The 3,662-nt window shown below is 75.0% G+C and carries 2 protein-coding genes; both read left to right on the top strand.

Translation table 11 applies throughout. The annotated features are described in order from the left end of the window. The first annotated feature begins 309 nt into the window (after positions 1–309). On the top strand, positions 310–858 hold the full coding sequence (locus tag NCC78_RS29240) for a sugar O-acetyltransferase (RefSeq protein WP_372495228.1): 549 nt from the start codon (positions 310–312) through the stop codon (positions 856–858). Positions 859–963: 105 nt separating this feature from the next. Beyond that, complete coding sequence (locus tag NCC78_RS29235; RefSeq protein ID WP_250798573.1) at positions 964–3,603, top strand: hypothetical protein; 2,640 nt, start codon at positions 964–966, stop codon at positions 3,601–3,603. Positions 3,604–3,662: the final 59 nt, after the last annotated feature.

Genomic DNA, 3,662 nt, shown 5'->3' with positions numbered 1-3,662 from the left:
CCCGCGGCAGCCGCCCGCGCCGGGCCGCCGCCGTCGACGGTGGCGCCCGGGGCGACGGTCGAGGGCGGGCCGGACGCCGGCCGGGCCACGGCCATTCCCGGGGTGCCGAGCACCAGACCGAGCACGAGGCCCAGACCGGCCATTCTTCTTCTTCGCTGCAACGGATCCTCCTCCTGGGGCGTTCTACCAACGGGGAGACGCATTGACAGCCATCAGAATTGCATACCGGGTATGCATAGTGAAGTCAGAAAATCGACGGATCCGCCAACGCACCGCCCACCGGATCGGCATGATCGGCCGGTGGCATCCATGAGGGAACGCATGCTGGCCGGCGAGCCCTACATCGCCGACGAGCCGGAGATCATCGCCGACCTGGACCACGCGGCGCAGCTGATGGAACGCTTCAACAGCAGCCCCGCTACCGACTCGCGGGGCCGGCTCGCCGCCCTGCGCGAGCTGCTCGGCGAACTCGGCGAGGGCACCTGGATCCGGCCGCCGTTCCACTGCGACTACGGCTGGCAGATCCGGATCGGGCCACGCGGCTTCGTGAACTACAACGCGGTCTTCCTCGACGTCGCCCCGATCACCATCGGCGCCGACGTCCAGATCGGACCGAACGCGCAACTGCTCACCCCCACCCACCCGGTCGAGGCGGAGCCGCGCCGGAACAAGTGGGAGGCGGCCAAGCCGATCACCATCGGCGACAACGTCTGGCTCGGCGCCGGCGCGATCGTGCTCGCCGGCATCACCGTCGGGGAGAACACCGTCGTGGGGGCGGGCGCCGTCGTGACGCGGGACCTGCCGCCGAACGTCGTCGCGGTCGGCAACCCCGCCCGACCGGTACGCCAGCTCGACTGACCCACACCACCCCGCCTGACCTGCAAAAACGTCCCTTCGACGACTGGCGACGACCACCACCTCCACGGCACTGTGGGTAGCGAAGCCGTCACCGGGAGGCGAGGCATGATCGGTCGGGTGCTCGAACTGCGGGTGCACGGGGTCTCCAACACGCCCCCCGACCAACTCCTCGGTCTGCAACCGGACCCGACGGGCGAGGCGCCCCAACCGTGGCTCGTCGCGGGCGACCCGGTCACCGGTTTCTACCGCTCCGCCGCCGCCGGGCCGGGTGACCCGATCGTCGTCGAGGCGTACAGCTGGGGGCAGTTGACCTCCGGCGCGCGGACCGCGCGCGACGTCGAGCGGGCCCTGTGGACGCTGCTGCTGCCGTTCACGCTGGCCAACGTCGCGTTGCACGCCCGGCCGGAGATCCCCCCCGACCCCGACACGGAACGCTGGGCCAGCAGGTCGGGCATCACCGCGTGGCTGATCCGGCTCTTCTGCCTGAGCCTCACCGGAACGGCGGTGCTCGCGGTCACCGCCGTCGGCGTCGACCTGATCGGCTGGCAGTGCGTCGACGACGACTGCCTCGGCCGGATCCCCGGCCCCTGGGAGTTCCTCGGGCACGGCTGGTGGCGCGAGGGAGCCCGCGCGCTCGCCGTCGGCCTGCTCGTGCCGCTCGGCCTGCTGGCCGTGCTGGGAACCGTGTGCTGGCGGACCTACCAGTACGAGGCGGAGATGCCCGCCGATCCGGTCACCGCGACGGCCGCCGGGGCACGGGCCGGCGCCGGAACCGACGCGGACAACCACCCCGGGCAGCCGGTGGAGGACCCACCACCCGTCCCCGAGCCGCCGCCCGGGCCACCGGACAACCCGCTGCAGGACCCCACCTTCTGGTGCGGAGAGGGGCAGCTGCGGCGGGCCGCCGTGCTGCACCTGTGCACCGGCGCGGTCGTCGCCGCCGCCGTACCGCTGGGCACCGTCCTCGCGATGGACCCGCCCCGCGGGGTGCGGGCCGCCGTCGCCTGGCCCACCGTGGCCGTGCTCGCCGTCGTCGTGCTGATCGCGGTGGTGGCCCTCGCCCGGCCCTGGCTGACGCGGCGGGCCGGGGCCACCCCGCTCGGGCCGTGGAGCATCGCGGTCGCCATGCTCGCCGGGCTGGGCCTGGTCGGCACCCTGCTGGTCCTGCTGCTGCCCGACGGTCCGGCCGGCACCCCGCTGGCCGAACTGCGCCCGCCCGCCGGCTGCGGCCGACACCCGGTCACCCCGGGCTGCCCGGTCGACCGCTCGCTGCCCGGCCTCGACTGGATCATCGCCTGGCTGGCCACCGGCCAGCTGCTGCTGCTGATCGCCATCGGGTCGGCGGCCCGCTCCGGCCGCCGGGCGCTGGCCGCGCCGGCCTCCGCCGGCCTGCTGCTCGCCCTCGGGTTCGCCTGGGTCGACGGCTGGCTGCCCGGGCTCCCGCCCGCGCCGGCACCGCTGGAGGTCTGGATGCTCGCCCTCCCGGCCCTCACCCTCGCCGCGACCGGCCTGCTGCTGCCGCGCACCCGCCCGGCGACCGAGGGCCAACCGCTGGAGCCCCACACCGACCTGGCCTGGGGCGGCCGGGCGCCGGCCCTCATCGCCGGCGCCGGCTGGGTGCTCTGCGTCTCCTACTGCGCCGGGCTGCTCTACTGGGTCACCGACCGGCTCAACAACGGCGCCACGCCGAGCGGTCTCTCCCCCGTCGTACCGCCCATCCCGGTGATGTGGGCCGGGCTCGCCTTCACCGTCGCGCTGCTCGCGCTCGCCGCCACGGCGGCCCACGCCGGCCTGCTCTTCGTCCGGCTCCGCCGGCAGGAGTACGCCGAGCTGGCGCCGCCCGGCCACACGCTCTCCGGCCACGAGCTCCGGCGCTGCCGGGACGTGAGCGCCTACCGGGCGCTGCACCGGCTGGTCGGCGAGCACGCCCTTCGGCTGGCCGGCTGCTACGCCGTCGTCGCGGGCGTGCTGGCCGCCCTCGGCTGCACCGCCGTCCTGTCCCACGCCCGGCCGCACCCGGCCGCGGCGACCGGCGGCGCGGCCGTGCTGAAGACCATCTCCGACGTGGGCGACTCGCTGCTGGGCTGGCTGCCGGCGCTCGTCGCCGGCCTGGGCCTGCTGGTCTACCGCAACAACGTCGTACGCCGCTCAGTCGGCGTGATCTGGGACGTCGGCACCTTCTGGCCCCGGGCCGCGCACCCGCTGGCCCCGCCCAGCTACGCCGAGCGGGCCGTGCCCGAGCTGCAGACCCGTACCGCCGGGCTGCTCGCGCTCGCCGAGCACGACCCGCGGGCGGTGGACGGGATCATCCTCTCCGGGCACAGCCAGGGCACGGTGATCTGCGCAGCGGTCATCTTCCAACTGCCCGCGCGGTGGCGACGGCGGATCTGGTTCTTCTCCTACGGCTGCCAGCTGACCCGTCTCTACGGGCGGATCTTCCCCGCGTACTTCGGGCCGGAGCGGTTGCCGGTGTTGACCGAGGTGCTGACGCCGGCGCCGGGCCGGACCGGCTGGACGAACTTCTGGCGGGACACCGACCCGCTCGGCTGGCAGGTGACGGCCGGCGAACGGGACGTGGCCGTCCGCGACCCGGAGGCACTGCACCCCTGCGACGGGGAGGTGGCCGACCCGCCGATCCGCAGTCACAGCGGCTACCCGGAGGCGCCCGAGTTCCACCGGGAACGGTCCCGGGTGGCCTGGCTGCTCCGGCGGGCGGTCCCGGCGCCCCGGCGCGGCTCCGACTGACCGTCGGCACCTCCCGCCGCCCACACCGGCCCGTGCCCGCCGCCGCCCGCACCACTGCG

Source organism: Micromonospora phytophila (assembly GCF_023656545.1).
In the GTDB taxonomy this organism is placed as follows: Bacteria; Actinomycetota; Actinomycetes; order Mycobacteriales; family Micromonosporaceae; genus Micromonospora; species Micromonospora phytophila.
This window is presented reverse-complemented; position numbering and strand designations above follow the sequence as displayed.

Coding starts and splice junctions, on each gene's coding strand:
- NCC78_RS29240 (WP_372495228.1), top strand. CDS start 310: ATGAGGGAACGCATGCTGGCCGGCGAGCCCTACATCGCCGACGAGCCG.
- NCC78_RS29235 (WP_250798573.1), top strand. CDS start 964: ATGATCGGTCGGGTGCTCGAACTGCGGGTGCACGGGGTCTCCAACACG.